Below are 15,466 nucleotides of genomic sequence, written 5' to 3' on the forward strand. Positions count from 1 at the left end.
ATAGCCGGTTCTTTATCTTACAGGGAACCGGTTAATTTATGTCTAAACGTACGCTCTTGTTTTTGGAAATGGTGATCTCAAATAAATCCTTAAAGTAATTACTGATTTATACAAAAAACTGCAAATTATCATTATATATTTTTATAAAGTTTTTTATGGCTGTATATCACGCTATCTCGGCCATAAAATTGCTGGGTTAGTTATCCTAAACGTAGCATCTTTACGGCCTAATTCATCATTTGGATTTATGGAAGAGATATAAAGATGAAAATTTGCGTGACGAATGTACCAGTTAGAAAGATTGGGATTGGTACAACGAAATGATACAAATTCCCAACCATACGGATATGCAAGTCCTGGTTCTATAACAAACGTTGAGTCTGCTTGCATTAGTGGGTCTGCTGGATTCTCTGCATGAAGTTTAATACGGAAATCTTGATGTCGTAAGAAAGAATTCGGATAATTATAGGAACGGAATCTTACTAAATTTCTACTTTCATCTACCCATTCCAAATTAAACGTAGCATCCATTCTATCTAAATTGCTATTCTCCTGGATTGGAGTAAGTTCACCAAGAAAGTTTTGGTGACGAATAAATCTATCTGGAAAGTTAAAAGATTGAAAAGAACGCCAAGCCATAGTATCACTTCCTTATAGTTAAAAATAATCTCAATATCGTATGTAGATATATAACTTTAAGAAAATTGTCCATAAAGAATCAAAACATTAACCTTTCACACCTAGATTCTTAACAACGCAAACAAGGAAATGTTATACGTTATGATACTTAATTTTATAGAAATTGGCTTAGCTAACCTGTTCAAGTGTTTAGTGTGCTGTTAGATCATTCTCACGTTCGGAAATCTCTGTACACTAGCGTAAAAAAGACAATCAGAAACTAAACTTCTCATATTATATTTTTTAAAAATTATAATGGAGGTGCTGAATGTACGGAATGATTGTTATTTAGTTTTGAATGTGAAATATAAATGAGAGGAGCCCTATTGAATTTATTGAAGAGGTAATGGAAGAGCAAAATTTACCTAGCAGCAATTAGGAGCCAACAAAAATAACTTCGGCAAGGCAAGATGGAAAACGACGACATCAACTTTATATAGAAGGAATAAAGCACGTGTGGCCTATATACGTGCTTTTATTGCGTATATTTACATGGAAAATGAGTGGAAAGGACATCTTGTACGGCTTAGTTAGTATAAACGATAATTTTATTGGAAAGTGTACGCAGGTATGATAGCTCATGCGACTTAGTAAGTATGAGTAAAAAATTCATGATTTCTGCGCAAGCTGAGTGAGTCTTGTTTCATATAGGGTGTAGAGGTTAAAGGTCATAAAAATATTGTGAAAAAGCGAGAGATTGTCATTTTTGAGAGAGGTAGATAAACAAACCACAGGAAAAATCCAAGTCGAAACAAAATACGAAAAAATGATATGTCATCTAAAGGAAGTGATAGTTAAGTGTACAGTGGGGAGCAAGTAATTGAGGAATCTCTTTATTATTACACCGATCAAGTCCTATAAAAGAATGGTTACGAAGAAAGATGGAAATAACGAGAGATCGGAGTGCAAATCGCTAGTTTCCTTAAAATTATGACGGATGCTTTTCATGATTTGTAATCTGTTTGTGCACTACAGTTGTGGGACTCCACATAATTAAGAGTTGTTGTTAGCACAGTTCGCAATAATAACAACAACTTGCAGCACTTCCGCCACTTCTTATACATTGACGGTAACATTCCCAACGCGTGTCGGTTTGTTGTCCAAAGGCATAAGTCTGATATTGCTGTGAACTATAAGGTGTTACTATAGGTGCTGTATACGATGGTTGTACTGAGTAGGAATAAGTAGGAACCATGTAAATAGGTTCACACCATATACGGCAATACTCGTAATCATGCCCACTATCTAAACAAGCTTGCATACAAGTTGGACGACGAAACATACGTTTCACTCCTTGTTTTGATATTCGTTTCCATACAGTTTATTGAATTTAACATAAATTAGATGATTGTCTATTCATAAATAGGTAGTTGTCTAAATCGGTGGTACTGATAGTTAAGAAAGGTTTAAAAACACGTGGTTACTAAAATGCTATCTTTCTGAAATTGTTCATCTTTAATGTATCTGATGCATCAGTCTCTTTATCTCATTTTTCCTACGATTCATCCCAGCTTCAGAAACTGTGTAACGGAAAACAAAGAAACATGAAGCTAATTTATATAGTAAAAGAACAATTTAAAAATATGTTGAGATTAAAAAATGGTGCCAAGAAAGGATTGCTCATTTTATGCTTCTACAGTTCATACAATAAATTGATGAATTTCTAAAAACGGAACCATATTCGGAAATTTAGGCTGATGGTGAGTTAAGTGAAGAAGCTTGGTGTTGTGAAAAATTAGGGAGTTTAAAAGGGGACTTTTTATGAAGAATGAACGAGTAGTAACTTGTAATAAAAAAGGAAGTATTGCAATCGTTACAATTCAAAATCCACCAGTCAACACTTTAAGTTTAGAAGTAGTTCAACAATTAGTAGATGTATTAGAGGAAATAGAAATTGATAATGATATTTCAGTCGTAATTATAACTGGAAGTGGAGAAAAGGCCTTTGTAGCGGGAGGGAATATAAAAGAATTTCCAGATTGGATGGGTAAAGGTGAAAAATATGCTGAGATGAAATCATTAGAATTGCAACAGCCACTTAATCAACTAGAGAATCTGCCTAAACCGACTATAGCGGCTGTTAATGGGTTAGCACTAGGTGGTGGATGTGAATTAGCACTTGCTTGTGACTTAAGGATAATAGAAGAACAATCTTTAATTGGATTACCGGAAATTACGTTAGGTTTATTTCCTGGGGCTGGAGGAACCCAACGCTTACCTAGATTAATTGGAGAAGGGAAAGCAAAAGAGATGATGTTCACAGGGAAATCGATTACAGCAAAAGAAGCAAAAGAAATAGGCTTGGTTAACTACATTACTCCTCGAGGAGAGGCGTTAAATAAAGCAAAAGAGATTGCAAGGGATATAAGTACATTTTCTCTTCCAGCTCTCGCCTATATGAAGTTGGCAATTCGCGAAGGTGCAACAGTACCTTTACAAGAAGGGCTTGAGATTGAAGCGCGTTACTTTGGAAAAGTATTTCAAACAGAAGATGTGAAGGAGGGGGTAAAGGCATTTATTGAAAAAAGAATGCCGTATTTTACAAATAAATAGAATGGGACGAAAAAAGGTATCAAGGTTTAGTCTACACTATGCCAATATAGATGCTATTTTTAAAGCTATTTATTTGGTTTTCGAAACACCTTTCAGATCTAGTTCGTCTTAATAAGTACATTTGTAGTAGCATGTATATTTCAAAAGTGAAAATAAATAAAAAAGCGGAGGAATAGAATGGAAAATGGTACAAATGAAAAGGAAATAAATCAAACGCCTTTAGTAAGTGTATTAATTCCTACGTATAATCGTCCACACTACTTTGAAAAAGCTTTATGTAGTGTATTAGAACAAACATATCCTAATATAGAAATTATAATAGGGGATGATAGTACAAACGACGAAACAGAGAAAGTGTTACAAAAGTACTTGTATGATCATTCAAATATTATTTATATAAAGAATAGGTCAACTCTTGGACAATTTGAGAACTCACTTATGTTATTTCATAAAGCGAAAGGTGAGTATATAAACTTCTTAATGGATGATGATTTATTTCATGTAAATAAAATTGAAAAAATGATGAAATACTTTTTAAATGACCTAGATAATGAAATTAAGCTTGTAACATCCCATCGCCAAGTAATGGATGCAGAAGGAAACCTATTGCCAGATGTTTATTCAACGATGCGTTTATTTTATACAGATACGATTATAGATGGGGCACAATTAGGAAATATGGTGATTATGAATCAAAAGAATTATATAGGAGAACCGACAACGGTTTTATTTCGTAAAAGTGATTTAACAGAACCGTATGGTGTGTTTGATAAAAGGCGGTATCTTTGCAACGTAGATGTAGCTTCATGGTTATCCTTACTGAGTAAAGGGAAAGCAGTATATATAGCGGAGACCCTCAGTTACTTTCGATTACATTCAAATCAGCAGTTAAATGAATCTAATAAAATGATGGATGGGTTAGAAGATTTTTCGCATAGTATTATTATAGCTGGAGAAAAATATGGTTTCTTATCTTCCGAAGAGGAGTTAGACAAAGCTATTACTAATTTTCTAGACTATGCAAGAAGAATTGTTCCATCATCCATACTATATTCATTGGACTATTACCAACAAATCAAGCTAAAGAAAATAAATATAGAAAAGAAAAAACAGCGTATGAATATCAACTCGCACCTTCCAAAAGTCAGTATACTAATTCCTGCCTACAATAGACCTCATTACTTAGAATTAGCCCTCAAAAGTGCTTTGAATCAAACCTATGAAAATATTGAAATTATTATTTCTGACGATAGTACAAATGATGAAGTAAAAGCAATGATCCAACCATACTTAAAAGAATATGAGTGTATAACATATGTTAAAAATGAAAATCCATTGGTGGCTGAAAATTTTAATCAATGTATAGAGCTTGCTACTGGTGAATATATAAATTTTTTATTAGATGATGATTTATTTCATCTTGAAAAGATTGAGAGAATGATGAAATACTTTTTTGAATTAGAAAACATTGCATTTGTGACGTCGTACCGTGAACTGATTGATGAGAATGGAGAGATATTACCACCCTCAACATTGAATGTGAAAATTGCTACAGAAACTACAATTTTTGAAGGGGAAACACTAGGGAATTATATGTTGAAAAACTTGAAAAACGTAGTTGGAGAACCGACAACGGTTTTGTTTAATCGCAATTTTTTTGGAGGGAAATTTGGTTATTTTAAGGGAAAAGCGTATTCTTCCATTAATGACATTGCAACTTGGTTAGATATGATGAGGAAAGGGAAAGTAGTTTATATACAGGAACCTCTTAGCTACTTTAGACAACATAGTGGACAGAATCAAAAACAAATGCACTTTATATTAATGACAATTGAAGAATGGATTGAATTAATTACAGATGCACATAATAGTGGTTTTTTAAATGCTGAACAAGATTATAAAGAGAGCTTATCTTATTGTTTGGAGAATGCAGGATTTATACTGAAGGATGCAGTAAGAAGTGGAGAACTAAATCAAATTTATAATGAAAAGATAAAAAGCGGGTTAAATAAACTAGTTACTCATATATTCGAGAAAGATATTTGTTATTGCCAATATTGCAATCAACAATTTGAAAAATTTTCCCCTTGGCCAGCACATTATGATTTTCTAAAATATCAATTTGAGATGTGGAATAAAGATACAGGTATCTGTCCAGTTTGCTATTCGATGGATCGTGACAGGTTGTATCGTGCGTACATTGAAATAGAAACGGATTTGTTAAGTAGGAATTATACTATGCTTCATATTGCACCTGAAGTGAAGGTAAGAGGATGGCTTAACCAGTTTAAAAACATTACTTATATATGTGGGGATTTAGAACCAAAGGATTCTTTAATGGAGGAAATTGATATTACGAGAATTGCATACGAAAATAATACCTTTGATGTTATTTTATGTAGTCATGTATTAGAACACGTGCCTGACGATGAAAAAGCAATGCGAGAATTATATAGGGTATTAAAGCCAAATGGATGGGGAATTATTCAAGTGCCAATCGTAATGAATGTAGATTTTATTATAGAGGATAAATCTATTGTAACGCCATTATTGAGAAAAATAGCCTTTGGTCAAGAAGATCATGTTAGGATTTATAATCGATCGGGATTTATTCAACGATTAACAGATGTGGGATTTAAGGTGGAATTGTATAACATAGCTGAGAAACAAGGAATAGAAATTGCTAGGAAATTCGGATTATCTGAAACCGATATGCTCTATATTGTCCGAAAATGATAGAAAGGAATAGATAAATATGGAGAATATTCCTTTTTTACGTGCGTCAATTATACCTGTAAACGAGTACTTAGATGAATTAGAGCGAATTGATATATCCAACATATATACAAATTATGGACCTATGAATCAACGTTTTGAAGAAACGATTATGTCGGAATTTTTTCAGAACAGGGGAGCTGTTACAACAGTAGCAAACGCAACGCTAGGGTTAATGGCGGCAATTCAACTTAAGAAAAGAAAAAAAGGAAAATATGCTCTTATGCCTAGTTTTACATTCCCTGCTACTCCGTTGGCAGCTATTTGGTGTGGCTTGGAGCCTTATTTTATTGATATTTCATTAAATGATTGGTGTATGGATAAAACGGTACTTTTGGATACGATTGATGAATTAAAAGAAGAGGTTGCAGTTGTTGTTCCATATGCAACATTCGGATCATGGATGGACTTGAAAGATTATGAAGAATTAGAGAACAAGGGTGTTCCGGTTGTTGTTGATGCGGCACCAGGGTTTGGATTAATGCATGAGGGTATACATTACGGTCAGAATTTTAGTGGTATGATTGTATATAGCTTTCATGCAACAAAGCCTTTTGGAATTGGTGAAGGTGGTATGATATATAGCCATAATGAGGAAGAGATAAATCAAATTAAAAGAATGGGGAATTTTGGATTTGATCATAATCGTGAATGTTTGATGATGGGGTTTAACTGTAAAATGACTGAATATGCAGCAGCTATTGGGATTGCAACGATAAATACATGGAATCAAAAAATGAAAGAACGAAATCGTATCTCTGAATGGTATAAACAGTTATTACAAAGTACGGGATTAATGAAAAAAGGTTGGCAAGTTCAAAAGACAGAAGCAGTTATTCATCAATTTATGCCTATTCTCTGTCCAGAAAAAATTAACAATATGCAAGTAATAGAAGTGTTGAAAAAGCAAAAGATAGAAGCTAGATCATATTTTTCACCATCTTGTCACCAACAAGATTTCTTTAAAAACTACAAGTCTACAGATTTAACAAATACAAATAAAATAGCAAAACGAATAATTAGTCTACCTTTATGGGAAGGAATGACGAAAGAAATCGTGGAGCAAATAATAATGTGTTTAATGCAGAAGGTGGTGTCCACAGATGAATAGTTTTTATAGTCAAGAAGAGTTGAGTGAAATTGGCTTTCTATCTGTCGGGGAAAATGTATTAATAAGTAAAAAAACCAGTATATATAATCCAGGTGCTATATCTGTTGGAAATAATGTAAGAATCGATGACTTTTGCATTTTAAGTGGCAAAATTAAAATTGGAAGTTATTCGCATATAGCGGCATATACAGCGTTATATGGAGGAGAAATGGGGATTGAAATGCATGATTTTGCAAATATTTCATCAAAAACAATTGTATATGCAGCAATTGATGATTTTAGCGGAAATACATTAATGGGACCGACTGTTCCACATCAATATAAAAATATAAAAGCTGGAAAAGTTATCTTGAGAAAGCATGCCATTGTTGGTGCGTATTCTATTATCTTTCCAAATGTAGTAATAGGAGAAGGAGCGGCAGTTGGCGCGATGAGTATGGTAAAAGAAAGTTTAGATGATTGGTATGTGTATGTCGGGGTGCCCGTAAGAAAAATAAAAGCTCGTAAAAGAAAGATAGTAGAATTAGAAAATGAATTTTTAAAAAACATTAATTCCTGAGTCTTTAAAAGATTTCGCTGCAAATTATCTCAAAAAAATAAACAAAAACATGTGTGTGTAAGGGGATATTATAAGATTACTAGTAGGTTGCAAAAAGTTAAAGAATTGTGCGGATAAAATTGTGATTTAAACCATAAATTTGCCGTTTCGGTAAGGTTATGGTTCTTTTTGTTTGTGGAAGAAAACTTATTATTGAGAGCACTACATGTCCATCGCCACTAAGATAGCCTTAAAGTAGACATAATTTCTTAAAAATGATACTACATAATAGTTAAAAAATACCTTTGTATCGCTCCTGCTTTATATAAAAATAGCAACATGCAATTGTTTATAATCTCCATTGCAAAGGAATAAGATAAGCTATAGAATTTAAAAGTATTTAAATGCCGGATATTGTTTAAATCATTTTAACTAATACTTAAGAGGAGAATACAATGAATAAAATAAAAAAGTTACTTAAACGTAAAACGACTTGGATAATTTTTATTCTTTTCGTACTTGTTTATGTAAATAACAGTTCTTTTTTTGCGAAGAGGGACGAGGGAAATCCTCTTCTTCTTGCTCATCGAGGACTTTCGCAAACATTTAGCATGGAGGGAATTGAGGGGGATACGTGTACAGCAGAACGTATACATGAACCTGAACATTCTTATTTAGAAAATACAATTCCATCTATGGAAGCGGCATTTAAAGCTGGAGCTGACCTAGTAGAGTTTGATGTTCAACCAACTAAAGATAATAATTTTGTTATTTTTCATGATTGGACTCTTGATTGCCGTACTAATGGTAAAGGTGTTACTAGAGATTTTACAACAAAAGAATTACAAGCACTTGATATTGGTTATGGGTATACAGCTGACGGGGGAAAAACATTCCCGTTTCGTGGAAAAGGGATTAATCTTATGCCAACACTTGATGAAGTACTTAACCATTTTCCAGATCGTTCTTTTCTTATTCATATTAAAAGTGATGATGAAAATGAAGGAATCCAATTGGCTACTTACCTCAAGAAACTACCAGCGAAACGCCTTCATCAACTAACAGTATATGGTGGTGATAAGCCGATTGCTGTGATAAGAGAGCACATCCCTAGTTTACGAACGATGTCAAAAGCAACCATGAAAAAGGATCTTCTTACTTATATGGCGTTAGGGTGGACTGGTTACATACCTTCAAGCATGAAGCATGGAGAGTTACATATACCAGATAAAGTAGCTCCTTTGCTTTGGGGATGGCCTAATCGTTTTCTTAATCGAATGGATAAAGCAGATACGCGAATTATCATTGTAGGAGGAAATGGACTTGGATTTTCAAGTGGATTTGACTCATATGAAGATATAAAACGTCTTCCAGATGATTATACAGGTGGAATTTGGACAAATCGCATTGATAAAATAGCACCTCTATTTAGCAAATAAGGGAAGACATTAAAAGCGGAGTTTTTTCATGTATTTGGCCATTTGTATTTTAAAAAAAGACCTATTGAAAATATTGAAGTTTGATCTACCGAAAAAACGCTCTGATTTCATATACATTATGGAAATCAGAGTTTTTTTAATGAATGTGACTTATTTAATTTATATTCAAGTAAAAGTCCGACATAGATTAAAAAATAAACTACTAGATGTACAAAATGAGCTTTATCTACATAAGTAACTAAATGTCGATAAAGTTTGGAGGTACTTTCAAAACATTCAGTTGATAGGCAGTGGTGGTGCTTCTATCTAATTTTAAAGATTTGAGATAGACTATTAGTATTTTTGTACTTGAGGCAAAGTTATGTTTCCTTTTCGTTTAAATAATCAACGCAATCTTCTTAATAACATGTGATTTCCGGCAAGGTTAGGCTTTAATTTCTGGCAAGTTTATATGTAGTCTTTTTTGTTATCTAGAGAGCTATAATATATTTGCTATCCTCTTAAACATTTCCATTATTACAAAGTAAAAAACGTTATTTTTTCTATATAGGCTAAATAGAAAAGGAGGGTGCTTTTTTATAAATTTCTCGATCGTATCATCTTATAACATTCGAGTAACAAAAAATTGTTTGTTACTCGAATTTATTTTGATATGTAAAGAGTTGAAATTTACCTTTGTACAGACGTTCTTTCTAGCGAGATGATATAAATTTCTGTAATTTAAGCTTCTATTTTTTAGTTGCAGATAATATCTTATAACGGTGTCTCAAATAACAACAGCCATAAGAAGTGAATTCAATTTACACATATTTAAGTATCTGGAAAAAGTAAAACATAATTTACGTTAAAAGAAGGGTGGTAACTTAAAAAATGGAACATGAAACAAATTTACTGGAGTTAGAGTTGAAAAAACTTTTAATTGCAAATATAAATGATCCTGAGACATTATTAAAGATAGGTGAGATTTATTACTCCAGTGGGCGACTATATTTAGCAGCAAAATATTTATCCTATGTCATGAAAATGACTAACAATATTGATTTATCCAACAAAGCAAATCAATTATTGTTTTTAGCAGAACGTGCAATCCAGATTAACAATAATGATAATATGGAGTCTACTTCTGGATTTTTAGATACACTTATAATGGAACTTCTTAATTGCTTAAAGAACCATTATTACTATAATATCGATATAGAGTTATTTGAACTTATGCATGTACGTCCCTCCATAGATTCAATTGTTGTAAATATCCAGAATGAAAAAGAAGAAATTTTGAAGCACTTACAAGGACTTGAAGAACTATACTTCAATTTGAGCGACCCCTTTTCCAAAGAGTTATTAATCGAACTCCTGGCATTTCGATTATTAGGAAATCATAAAGTCAAGTTGCCTTTAAATACTCTTGATTATTGGAATCAAAGAAAATCTATTCAAAACCTCATCCATTCTACAGAAACACTTCAAACTAATTATCATAACTGGACGCTACAATTGTTTGATTTAACGCCTTTAAAGTATAATTTGCAGTTGTTTTATGTTTCGATGGGAATTAGTGCGACTTTTTTAGATAAGCAGTATGAATACAATAAAATTTCACCCGTAATAAAAGCAAAAGAAGGAGACATTGTTATAGACGCAGGTGGATGTTTTGGGGATACTGCGCTTTATTTCGCTCATGAAGTAGGAGAAACGGGCCATGTTTATACAATTGAATTTATACCAAGCAATTTAGAAATTATGTCGAAAAACATCAATTTAAATGAAACACTTCAAAAGCATATTACAATTGTTAAACACCCTCTTTGGAATGATTCAAATACTTCGCTATATTATAAAGATCAAGGGGCTGCAAGTTTTGTTTCATTTTCTGAAGAATCAGGTGTTACAGATAAAGTGAGTACTATCACCATAGATAATTTGGTAATAGAACAAAAAATTCATAAATTGGATTTTATTAAAATGGATATTGAAGGTGCTGAAATGAATGCGTTAAAAGGCGCTATCCATTCTATAACTACATTCCGCCCTACGCTTGCTATTGCGATTTATCATCAAATCAGTGATTTTGTTAATGTTATGAAATTTATTAATGAATTAAATTTGGGATATCAATTTTATTTAGGCCACTATACTATCAATGCTCAAGAAACAATTTTATTTGCGGTTGCAAGAGAGAAGATGGAAGTGAGTGGTTAAAAATGAAGAATAAATCTCAAAGACGCCTTGCGGTAATTGATACCAAATTCCCTTGGAAGTTAAGTGGATTTCGTTATTGGGAGAATTACCAAATCTATAAAGAACGACCCGATACTCTTTACTTTGCTACTGAGGTATATACAGATGATTTCCCGACCAAAGTTTATGATTTTCAATTATTTAATAAGATAGCGAAAGAAGAAGGAATTACCGATATATATTGTGTTTTTTTAAATTTCGTGTTGAGTTTATTAGGTATTTGTTATCTTCCTGACGGAACACAAATGCCAGGAGCAAATCCGAAACTTGATATAGCGACTTTTTTAATGGAAAATCATATTGAACTTCACACTACAGTATATCCAGGAGGGGGATTAGATCCTTATACTTCTGTGGAATTTTTAAATATAGTATCTAAACATTGTAAAACAGTATTCTCTAATGCAAATGAAGTATTAAATACTATCCCAAATAGTATTTATGTTCCAGGAGTGATTAATACAGATTTTTATCATTACAATCAAAAGGTTATTTCTAAGCCAATACAGATAATATTTGTGGCTCACAATGCAGAAAGAAAAGGATTTCCTTTATTAGCGCAAGCGTTTAATAAGCTTGATGATCAATTTCATTTACATATTGTAGGAAACTGGGAAGATAGTTTACATCTATTAACAAACAAGAATTATACTTTTTGGGGCATATTAGATTTCGAAAAACTAAAACACTTATATGAACAATCTCATATTTTTATCTGTTGTAGTACAAAAGATAATTTTGCTATTGATGGATTTCCAACTACTGCTGCAGCTGATGCAATGGCGACAGGGTGTATCTTAGTTTCAACGAATCACCGAAACGATGATCGTATACTTAAACATGGTGAAGACTATCTAAAGATAGAAGAAGATAGCAATTCCATATTAAACAACTTATTATGGATTAAGATGAATTTTGAAAAAGCATTAGAGATTGGAAAAAGTGGTTCATTAAAAATGGATAAATATTTTAACTATAAAACAAATGTAAATTTCAAGCTATCTCACATGTTTTATGTTTAATGACAATAAAGTTGTTAAATTGAGAATAAAGTCATTTAAAAAATAATAAAGTTGTTTAAAAATGAAAACCATTGCCTATGTCACTAACGAGGCAGGTTCGGTTAAGAAGGAATTTTTATAAATTAAGAGAATAAATATTTAAAACTCTATATTTCTAGGGTGAGGAAATTATAGCTGATTACATAGATAAAATATAGATAATTGAAAAATATTAATTTTGTTTTGTTCTACAATTATTAAATAATACTCTGGGGATGATAGCTTTATGGAAATAATTCAATTACTAAAGAAGGATCACTTATTTAATAAGGCTATAGATGTTTTCTGGAAAGAATGGGGTGAAGAAGGAGGGCGTGCTTTTTATGAAGATTGTATGATTAATGCTTTAAATAATCCAAATGACATACCCAGTTTTTACGTTGCAAAAGTAGATGATAAGATTATCGGAATTTATGCATTAATTCGTAATGATCTAAATAGTCGTCAGGATTTGAGCCCCTGGCTAGCATGTTTGTTTGTAGATGAAAAATTTAGGGGCAACTCTCTAGGAGAAAAAATGTTGAATCATGGACTTCTAGAAGCGGCAAAAAGAGGTTACAAATTTCTTTATCTTACTTCAGATCTTAAAGAATATTATGAAAAATACGGATGGGAAAAGATTGGGGTTGCTTATGGACCTAGTGGAGGTTACATACCTTTGTTTAAAAAGTCAACGGCTCTATAATTAAAGCGCCCCTTGTTTAACAAACAGGTGCTTTAGTTGAACAAGATTAAACAACTATATTATTGAACTTTGAGTTTAAATGTATTTAAATGAATAGAAATTAAACAACTTTAAAGAGCCTTACTACAATAAAATGTAGCAAGGCTCTTATATTTTTAATAATAAAATTAAATAATTTTATTATTACTTTACATTTTAATCTGTTATCAATTATTTTTTCCCTTTTTGTTTATTTATAGGAATTAGAGAAATAAATGAGATGGATAAGCAAACTTTATAATGCTCCTTCGTATTTATAAATAAAAAGAGTCGAATACATGCAAATAAAAGTAGTTTTTATCGATTATACTTTAAAAAAATCAGATATTATGGAAGAGATAGTTTTGCGAAGTGGTGTAAGGCGTTCTTTTCTAGTAGATATTACGCACTAAATGCTCGTGTGTATTAATACTCACTAGTTAACACTCTCATGTCTAAAGGCAGACTAAACCCCAGTATTATTAAATCTATGATTTACGTTGAATGTATAAAATAGGAGGCTTCCATTTCATACAGTTTGACGGCGTAACGCAAATATTTAGGCTAAATCAATGAGTAAATTATCGGACAAAAATAAGCGCTCTAACTTTGAATAGAACGCCATTTTACCGTAATATATGGCCCGGAAAGGGCTCGAACTCAAGACCTCCACACTGTAAAGGTGGGGGGGTATTTTATTACTTTTCTTCCTGCATTATAAATTTCCAAAAACGTTTTAATTCTTCACGTTTTTGGGATGGAGCAAGTTTTATATCATTTAACCATTGATCTAGTTCTGAATCATTTCTTTTCCTTTCAACATCAAAATCTCTCCCTAGAAGAAAATCAGTAGATACTTTAAAGTAATCTGCTATACGTATCAAGGTATTGTAATCAGGTTGACGTTCATTACGTTCATACATACCAATTGTACTTTCACTAAGTTGAAGGGATTGAGCCAGTTCTTTTTGCGTAATTCCTTTTTGTTTTCTTAAATCACGAATTATATTTCCAAACGTTTTCATTCTATCACCTGATAATATATTAACACAATATGTGTTAATATATTAAAACTTTTAAAAATTGATAATTGAAATCTATTGACAACACATTTTGTGCGGTTTATATTTTAATTAACAACACGAAATGTGGTTTTAGGGGTGAGAATGTATGAATTATGAAAGAGTAGCTGAAAATCTAATTAATTTAAGAAATGGGAGATCTAGAGAAGAGGTGGCAAAAGCAGTCGGAATCAGTATTAGTACATTGCAGATGTATGAAAATGGACAGAGAATCCCACGAGATAATATAAAAATAAAATTAGCGAATTTTTATGGTGTTACAGTTCAAACAATTTTTTTTGATTCAGAACAACACGAAGTGTGTTGAATAATAATATATCTTTAAGATGATGTGGTGATTTTTTAGAAATGTAAGTTTAGAAAGTGTTTTAGGCAATTTTACATAAAAAATAATGCTTTTATCATCATATATAAATTATAGGAGTGTGTTTGCATGAACATGAAAACATTTGAAATGCGTGAAAAACGCTTAGCAGAACTACTAGGTGCAAAGGTACTATGGGAATTTATCAGTGTTGTAACAGAGGAAATTGAAAAGCAGGAATTAGAGTCTACACCAGGTTTGTTAGAAGATCTATTCATACATGTAAAAGAAACCATTCAAATTCAAAATATGAATCAACGCATAACAAAAGCTCCTATAAAAACAGAGGCTGATGGTATAGATAAAGATACATTATTTATGGAATCGTATGTAGAATTAATCAATCATAAGTTTCTTATTTCTGAGCTAGTTGTAGAGCTTTCATCTGTTCTAAAAGAATTAAATTGTTTTGTTCAATCATCTTTGCCACAGCTTCAAAGTGAGCTTGATTCTCAAGAACCTCAATCTGCTTCTCTTTAGGGAGTGATTGAAGTATTTCTTTTATTTCTTTACACTCGTATATGTTATTCTCCGAGTCTTCAATTAATTTATTGCAACGATTGGTGTATTCAAGTGCACCTAGAGTCGCTAATGCGCGAGGATCTAATCCTAGAATTTCCATGTATTCCTCTCCTTTCCTCTACAATAATTCGATAGGGGGAAGGAGATTCCTTTAATGATTTGCTAGAGTTTTTATATAGTTATATAACATGTTATTTATTAGTGGGAATGTTATTTAGCTGGAATACAATAGAATTAGACTTAAAAGAGCTTCAAAAAAGGATGAGAAGAAAGGGGAATCCAGTAAGTCTGACTCCTTTCCCTTAAATAATCTACTTATGGAACGGTTGTTTACTTGTAAAATGAATTTTAAATTGGATTCCTTGAGGGAGATTTGATCGACGGAGGGAATGGATAGATAAA

The 15,466-nt window shown here is 32.1% G+C and carries 13 protein-coding genes; 10 read left to right on the forward strand and 3 right to left on the reverse strand.

Annotated elements, in window-relative coordinates; genetic code table 11:
* Positions 1–171: 171 nt before the first annotated feature.
* Positions 172–639 carry an AbfB domain-containing protein gene (locus MR167_RS03635; RefSeq protein WP_242313941.1) on the reverse strand — a complete coding sequence of 156 codons (468 nt, stop codon included), beginning with the start codon at positions 637–639 and terminating at the stop codon, positions 172–174.
* 1,045 nt (positions 640–1,684) lie between these two features.
* The gene (locus tag MR167_RS03640; protein WP_242313943.1) at positions 1,685–1,960 is read right to left on the reverse strand and encodes a hypothetical protein; all 276 of its coding nucleotides are present in this window, start codon (positions 1,958–1,960) and stop codon (positions 1,685–1,687) included.
* A gap of 479 nt (positions 1,961–2,439) precedes the next feature.
* On the opposite strand from MR167_RS03640, the gene MR167_RS03645 reads away from it, so the two are divergent.
* The 8 genes from MR167_RS03645 to MR167_RS03680 all read left to right on the forward strand — a co-directional run bounded on the left by MR167_RS03645 (position 2,440) and on the right by MR167_RS03680 (position 13,078).
* Positions 2,440–3,231, forward strand: coding sequence for an enoyl-CoA hydratase (locus MR167_RS03645; protein ID WP_242313945.1), 792 nt, complete (start codon positions 2,440–2,442; stop codon positions 3,229–3,231).
* Positions 3,232–3,408: 177 nt separating this feature from the next.
* The gene (locus MR167_RS03650) at positions 3,409–5,967 is read left to right on the forward strand and encodes a glycosyltransferase (RefSeq protein ID WP_242313947.1); all 2,559 of its coding nucleotides are present in this window, start codon (positions 3,409–3,411) and stop codon (positions 5,965–5,967) included.
* A gap of 19 nt (positions 5,968–5,986) precedes the next feature.
* A complete protein-coding gene (locus MR167_RS03655) occupies positions 5,987–7,117 on the forward strand; it encodes an aminotransferase class I/II-fold pyridoxal phosphate-dependent enzyme (RefSeq protein WP_242313949.1) in 1,131 nt (376 codons plus the stop codon).
* Entirely contained in the window at positions 7,110–7,676 is a 567-nt protein-coding gene (locus MR167_RS03660; protein WP_242313951.1) for an acyltransferase, read from the forward strand. Before MR167_RS03655 ends, MR167_RS03660 begins: the two co-directional genes overlap by 8 nt.
* A 434-nt stretch (positions 7,677–8,110) precedes the next feature.
* Complete coding sequence (locus tag MR167_RS03665; protein ID WP_242313953.1) at positions 8,111–9,094, forward strand: glycerophosphodiester phosphodiesterase family protein; 984 nt, start codon at positions 8,111–8,113, stop codon at positions 9,092–9,094.
* Positions 9,095–9,964: 870 nt separating this feature from the next.
* Positions 9,965–11,293, forward strand: coding sequence for an FkbM family methyltransferase (locus MR167_RS03670; protein WP_242313955.1), 1,329 nt, complete (start codon positions 9,965–9,967; stop codon positions 11,291–11,293).
* Positions 11,294–11,535: 242 nt separating this feature from the next.
* Complete coding sequence (locus MR167_RS03675) at positions 11,536–12,354, forward strand: glycosyltransferase (protein WP_346657766.1); 819 nt, start codon at positions 11,536–11,538, stop codon at positions 12,352–12,354.
* Positions 12,355–12,619: 265 nt separating this feature from the next.
* Positions 12,620–13,078: a GNAT family N-acetyltransferase gene (locus MR167_RS03680; RefSeq protein ID WP_000402858.1), complete on the forward strand. Its 459-nt coding sequence runs from the start codon at positions 12,620–12,622 to the stop codon at positions 13,076–13,078.
* A gap of 716 nt (positions 13,079–13,794) precedes the next feature.
* Here MR167_RS03680 and MR167_RS03685 read toward each other — a convergent pair.
* Positions 13,795–14,121, reverse strand: coding sequence for a helix-turn-helix domain-containing protein (locus MR167_RS03685; RefSeq protein WP_000846664.1), 327 nt, complete (start codon positions 14,119–14,121; stop codon positions 13,795–13,797).
* A gap of 145 nt (positions 14,122–14,266) precedes the next feature.
* Here MR167_RS03685 and MR167_RS03690 point away from each other — a divergent pair, with 145 nt between their 5' ends.
* Positions 14,267–14,485 carry a helix-turn-helix transcriptional regulator gene (locus tag MR167_RS03690; RefSeq protein WP_001105580.1) on the forward strand — a complete coding sequence of 73 codons (219 nt, stop codon included), beginning with the start codon at positions 14,267–14,269 and terminating at the stop codon, positions 14,483–14,485.
* A gap of 126 nt (positions 14,486–14,611) precedes the next feature.
* The gene (locus MR167_RS03695; RefSeq protein ID WP_001056479.1) at positions 14,612–15,022 is read left to right on the forward strand and encodes a hypothetical protein; all 411 of its coding nucleotides are present in this window, start codon (positions 14,612–14,614) and stop codon (positions 15,020–15,022) included.
* Positions 15,023–15,466 lie beyond the last annotated feature (444 nt).

This window comes from Bacillus cereus group sp. BfR-BA-01355, from assembly GCF_022663675.1.
GTDB lineage: Bacteria > Bacillota > Bacilli > Bacillales > Bacillaceae_G > Bacillus_A > Bacillus_A thuringiensis_S.